This is a genomic window from Kitasatospora sp. NPDC057512 (genome assembly GCF_042802135.1).
GTDB lineage: Bacteria > Actinomycetota > Actinomycetes > Streptomycetales > Streptomycetaceae > Kitasatospora.
The window spans coordinates 1-5462 of record NZ_JBHVET010000608.1 but is presented as its reverse complement, the minus strand read 5'-3'; the positions used below and the strand labels follow the sequence as shown (position 1 = coordinate 5462).

Annotated in this window: 5 protein-coding genes and 1 pseudogene; all 6 read right to left on the bottom strand. The window is 74.3% G+C overall.

The genetic code is table 11. From position 1 onward, the window contains the following. Nucleotides 1-86: 86 nt before the first annotated feature. A complete protein-coding gene (locus ACFU6K_RS30230) occupies nt 87-467 on the bottom strand; it encodes a VOC family protein (protein WP_380668354.1) in 381 nt (126 codons plus the stop codon). Nucleotides 468-568: 101 nt separating this feature from the next. Next, nucleotides 569-1726, bottom strand: a complete 1158-nt coding sequence (locus ACFU6K_RS30225; protein WP_380668352.1) for a methyltransferase — start codon at nt 1724-1726, stop codon at nt 569-571. Between the two features lie 284 nt (nt 1727-2010). After that, nucleotides 2011-2928 (bottom strand): STM4011 family radical SAM protein, encoded by a 918-nt coding sequence (locus ACFU6K_RS30220; RefSeq protein ID WP_380668350.1) that lies wholly within the window; start codon nt 2926-2928, stop codon nt 2011-2013. Next, the gene (locus ACFU6K_RS30215) at nt 2925-4259 is read right to left on the bottom strand and encodes an STM4012 family radical SAM protein (protein ID WP_380668348.1); all 1335 of its coding nucleotides are present in this window, start codon (nt 4257-4259) and stop codon (nt 2925-2927) included. Before ACFU6K_RS30215 ends, ACFU6K_RS30220 begins: the two co-directional genes overlap by 4 nt. After that, on the bottom strand, nt 4256-5098 hold the full coding sequence (locus ACFU6K_RS30210; protein ID WP_380668356.1) for an STM4013/SEN3800 family hydrolase: 843 nt from the start codon (nt 5096-5098) through the stop codon (nt 4256-4258). Before ACFU6K_RS30210 ends, ACFU6K_RS30215 begins: the two co-directional genes overlap by 4 nt. A 29-nt stretch (nt 5099-5127) precedes the next feature. Further along, nucleotides 5128-5462: pseudogene (locus ACFU6K_RS30205) on the bottom strand (hypothetical protein); the annotation flags it as partial.

The following is a 5462-nucleotide window of genomic DNA, read 5'->3' as shown; positions in this document are numbered from 1 at the left end:
GCTCCGTACGAGCGGGCCGGGCAGCAGCGCCGCATCCGACGGACGGGGTGCGGCGGGCTTTGACGGGCGGGCCGGGTGCGGAACGGCTACTGGCCGACCCGCTGGGACACGCAGACGATGTTGCCTTCGCTGTCCTTGAACCAGGCCGCGCGCATGCCCTCGCCCTCGGCAACCCCGTCGACGGTCTGCAGACCGGGGAAGTCGTACTCCTCGAAGGTGATGCCGCGGTCGCGGAGGCCGGCCATCTCGCCGTCGAGGTCGGTGACCTTGAAGCTGGCGAGGGTGTGGGCGGCCTGTCCACCGCTGGGAGTGCGGTAGACGGTGAACTGGGTGCCGCCACAGTCGCAGACGAACTCCTCCTCACCTTCCTCGGCGAGCTTGAGGCCGAGGGTGTCGGTGTAGAAGGCCTTGGCGCGGGCGAGATCGGTGGCGGGGATGACTGCTTGCAGCGGAGCGTCTCCAAGCATGGTGTTTCGCCTCCTCTCTGTCACCAGGCTAGGGACGTGCGGGCCGGGTCGCCCGGTGGGCGCAGGGTCGCTTCGGGCCGTGTGCGACAGGTCGCCGGGAGTCATGCGGGGGCCAGCCTCCAGAGTGACGTGACCTCCGCGGCGCGGGCGGTGTGGAGGAGGGGGTCGTCCCGGTCGGGGGTGGTGGCCCTCGGATGGCGGGGGACGGTGTCGAGGCGCCCGGTGACGCGCAGCCCGGCTCCGGAGACGGCATCGAGCAGATCGGCGCGGGAGCGCAGCCCGAGGTGTTCGGCGAGGTCGGAGAGGATGAGCCAGCCCTCGCCGCCGGGCAGCAGACGGTCGGCCAGGCCGTCGAGGAAGCCGTGGAGCATGCGGCTGCCCGGGTCGTAGACGCCCTCGTCGAGTGCGGAGCTCGGCCGGCCGGGCAGCCACGGGGGATTGCACACGACCAGGGCGGCCCGGCCGGGGCCGGGAGGGTAGAGGCCGGTGCCGGCGGTCTCGATGCGGTCGGCGAGACCGAGCCGGCGGGCGTTGTCGCGGGCGCAGGCGAGGGCGCGCGGGTTGGAGTCGGTGACCAGGACCTCGTGCAGGCTGCGCCGGGCGAGGAGCGCGGCGAGCACACCCGTGCCGGTGCCGAGGTCGTAGGCGGTGGGGTGGGCGTGGGTGGCCGGCGGCAGCGGTGCCCGGGCGACGAGGTCGACGTACTCGCCGCGGACGGGTGAGAAGACCCCGTAGTGCGGGTGGATGCGGGCGCCGAGGGCCGGGACCTCGACGCCCCTGGTGCGCCACTGGTGTGCGCCGATCACACCGAGGAGCTCGCGCAGGGACACGATTCTGTTGTCAAGGAGCGGTCCGTAGGCGGCCCGGCAGGCCTCGCGGACGTCGGGCGCCCGGTGGAGCCGGACGCGGTGATCCGCGCCGAGTGGTACCAGCAGCATGCCCAGGACGCGCGCGAGGCGGGCGCGCTCCCGGCGGTGCTGCCGGAAGGCCTCGGCCGGGGAGCCGGGGGCGGATCGGGGCCGGCGCCGCTCGGCGCGGCGGCGCATGGCGTGCAGGAGGCGGAGCGCGCCGGGGTAGTCGCCCTGCCAGAGCAGGGCGGTGCCCTCGCAGGCCGACCGGTAGGCGGCCTCGGCGCGAAGGGTGTCGTCGGCGGCGATCAGGCGGCGCGGCGGGGGCGTGCCGTTCTCGCTGTGCCAGGGTGCGGGCAGGACGGAGGTGGTGGGCGGGGTGACGATGCTTGGCCGGTGGGTGTCGGACACCAGGGGTTCCTCGTGGTCGAACGTGCAAGGGGGCACGAAGAGCACTTCGACGAGGAGGCGAGCAGCAGGCGCGTCAGGCCGTGGCGCCGCCGGGACGGCGGGCGCGGGCGTCAGGCCGGGTGCGGCTCGCGCGTCGAAGCGCGAGCCGGGGTGTCACCGAGCACGAGGCCCAGCACGACGGCGAGCCGTATGCCACTGATCATCTGCGGGCCTCCCTTCCGAACCAGCTGGTCCTGCGCGGTTGTTCGTACGCTTTCACACAGGGTGGCCGACTGGCAACCGATTTATGACCGGCCCCCGGGCCAGCCGTGCGGCACGCGCTCCAGCACGCCCGCGCCGAACAGCTCGTACAGTGGCAGTGTCTCCAGGTGGACGTAGCCGATGTGGCAGTCGCAGACCGGCAACGGGCAGGCGCGCGGCAGCAGTTGAGCGCGGTAGCTGCCGTCGTAGAGGTTGCCGAGGACGTCCCGGACGAAGTGGCAGCGGCGCACGGTGCCGTCGCCGTCCACCGACAGTACGGACTCCCCGGTGCGGCACGGCAGCCCGGCGCTGGGGTGGGCGTGCCGGCTGTAGCCGAAGTGCGGGTCGACGGCGGCCCATTGGGCGGCCTCGGCGTCGGTGTAGGCGAGGCCCTCGGCGGCGTTGACCCACAGGTAGACGCCTTCGGGGAGCTCGGCACGCAGCCGGCGGGCCTCGGCGAGGTGCTCGGGCCGGCCGACGACGCCGACGCTGTAACGCACGCCGAGTGCGTCCAACTCCTGGCACTTGGCGAGGAAGCGCTCGCGGGTGACCTGGCCGGGGTGGAAGGTGACCCAGAGGGCGATGGCGTCGAGGTCCGCCTCGGCGAGCCAGCCCGTGCGGCAGCTGAGGTTGGTCTGGATCGCGACCCGACGGACGTGCGCCAGGCGGCTCAGCTCGACCAGCGCGCGGCGGTACCAGGACCGCACCAGCCCCTCGCCCCAGGGGGTGAACAGCAGCGACAGGGTGTCGCCGCTGCCCGCGCGCCCGGCGGCCCAGCCGGTGAAACGCTCCAACGCGGCCCGGTCGGCCCGCAGTTGCTCCGGGCTGTCGCGCCGCTTGGCGAAGGGGCAGTACGGGCAGTCGTAGTCGCAGGAGGCGAGCGGGCCGCGGTAGAGCAGGGTGAGGCTCCGCGCCCCGTCCTCCGGCAGTGGTGAGGCGGAGGGCATGCCGAGGAAGGTCATTTCGCCTCGTACGCCGCCATCAGGGCCCGGACCTCGGGCGAGAACAGCATCGGCCCGGCGGCGTCCGAGTGCGCCAGCCCCTCCGGGCTGAGCCGCAGGAACTCCGCGTCGCGGTCGTCAAGCCATCCGCGCTCCGCGAAGTCGGCCAGCTCCGCCGGGAAGTCCTCGGCCGGTGAACCGCCGAACCGGGCACGGTAGTCCGCCAACGGCAGGCCCTCGGCCTGGAGCAGCGACTGCACCAGGTGCCGCCGGCGCGGCTCCGCGCCGCCCATCCGGTGGCCCACCTCGGCATGGTGGAAGTCCTCGGTGGCGACGTAGTCGTCGATGATGCCGCGCACCTCGGTGGCGTTCACCGCGTAGTCGAAGGAGTAGTGCAGCCGCGAGGTGTAGGAGCGGGCACCGCAGCCCAGGCCGACCATGCCGTCGGTCTGGCAGGCGTACTCGCCCGCACCGGCCTGCGGGGAGGCGGCGCGGCGGAACATCCGCATCGACACCTGCTGGTAGCCGTGGGCGAGCAGGTGGTCGCGGCCGGCCCGGTAGAGCGCGAGCCGGCGCGCGTCCCAGGCGGCCCGGCTCTCCTGCTCGCCGCGCCGGGCCAGGCCGGTCAGCGGACGGACGTACAGCGGGTAGAGGTACAGCTCCTCGGGCTGCCAGGCGAGCGCGGTGTCCAAGGAGCGGAGCCAGCTCGCCTCGGTCTGGCCGTCGATGCCGTAGATGAGGTCGATGTTGAGCACCGGGAACCCGGCCGCGCGGATCCGGCCGAGGGCGGCCTCCACCTCGGCCCGCTTCTGCGGGCGGACGGCGGAGCGCGCCTCGGCGTCGTCGAAGGACTGCACACCCAGACTCAGCCGGGTGGTGCCCCGGGCGGCCAGCACCTCCAGCCGGTCGGCGGTCGCGGTGGCGGGGGAGGCCTCCACCGAGAGCGGTATCGCCCGCAGGTCGGCGCCCATCCGCCGCTCGGCGATGTCGCACAGCCGCTCCAGCTCACCGGCCGTCAGATAGGTGGGGGTGCCGCCGCCGAACGCGGCCAGCGCGAACCGGGCCCCGTCGTCCAGCGCCGCGCGCACCGCCGTGGCCTGGCGCTCCAGGGCATCCAGGTAGGCCGTGGTCAGGCCCTCGGGGCTGCCGATCCGGGTGAACAGGTTGCAGAAGCCGCAGCGGACCTCGCAGAACGGGATGTGCAGGTAGAGCGAGAGCGCGTGCTGCGCCTCGCCGGCCCACAGCTCGCGCAGCGGCGGGCGCTCGGGCAGCGGGCGGTAGGCCGTCTTGTGCGGGTACGCGTAGACGTACGACTGGTACGGCGAGTCCGGGCGCGGGGGTGCGGTGGTCATGCGCGCTCCTCGGAGGTCGTGGCGGCGTCCGCCGCTCGGGCGGGGAGAGTGAAGTGCGCGTACGGGACCGACCAGACCACCTCGTGGCCGATCCGGTGGCCGGTGTAGCCGTCCTCGCCGTAGGCGGTGCCGTGGTCGGAGCAGACGATCGCGAAGCAGGGGCGGCGGGCGCTCATCGCGGCGAACAGCCGGCCGATGTGCGCGTCCACGTACTCCAGGGCCGCGGCGTGGGTGGCCCGGGAGTCCCCGTGCTCGCGGGTGGCTCCGGGCAGGTGGAACCAGTTCGGCTGGTGCAGCGCCGAGACGTTCAGGAAGAGGAACAACGGCTGGTCAGCGGGCTGTTCGGCGGCGACCCGCTCGGCCCGGGCGACCTGCTCCTCGAAGGACGTCGGCGAGGCCACGCCCAACTCGGGCGCCCAGTGGCTCTCCTGGAAGAGCCCGGGCAGCACCGAGCCCAGCGGGCCCTGCTTGTTGAAGAACCCGACGCCGCCGATGCACACCGTGCGGTACCCGGCCGCGGCCAGGGCCGTCGGCAGGTCGGGGGCGTCGAAGACCCAGGTGCGCGGGGCGGTGCTCTCGGAGCCGGCGAAGCGGGCCGCGAACAGGCGCGGGTGCGGGCCGTCCGGGGAGGCCGGCGTCGGCAGGAAGCCGGCCAGGATCGCCTGGTGGGAGGCGTAGGTGAAGCTGCCGGGCGCGTGCCGGTGCTCCCAGCGGCCGCCGGGGAGGACGGCGGCGAGGTTCGGGATGCGGCCGGCGGCGGCCAGTTCCTCGGCCACGTCGAGGCGGAGCGTGTCGAGGGTGACGAGCAGCAGGTCGTGGCTGCCCACGACGGCGTTCATGTCGGGGGAGGGGAGGGTGGTCCGGTGGTTCATCGAGCGGGTTCCGTGATCTGGTGGTCCGTCGCCGCGGGCGACGACGGGGAGGGGGCGGTCAGCGCGGCCAGTTGGGCGCCGTAGGTGTCGAGGCCCTCGGCGGGGCCGCCGGGCAGGCCGGTGAGGTTGGGTAGCAGGTCGCCGAAGGCGTTCACCTCGCCGACTAGGGCGCGCCGCCACCCGGCCGTGGGCAGCACGTCGACGCCGACCATCGGTGAGCCGGGGAAGCAGGCCGCCGCCCGCTCGGCCGTCTCCAGCAGGGCCGGCCAGGCCGGCCCTGCGGCCTCCCGGGCCCGGTCGAGGCTGCCGCGGGCGCCGCCGAGGTACAGGT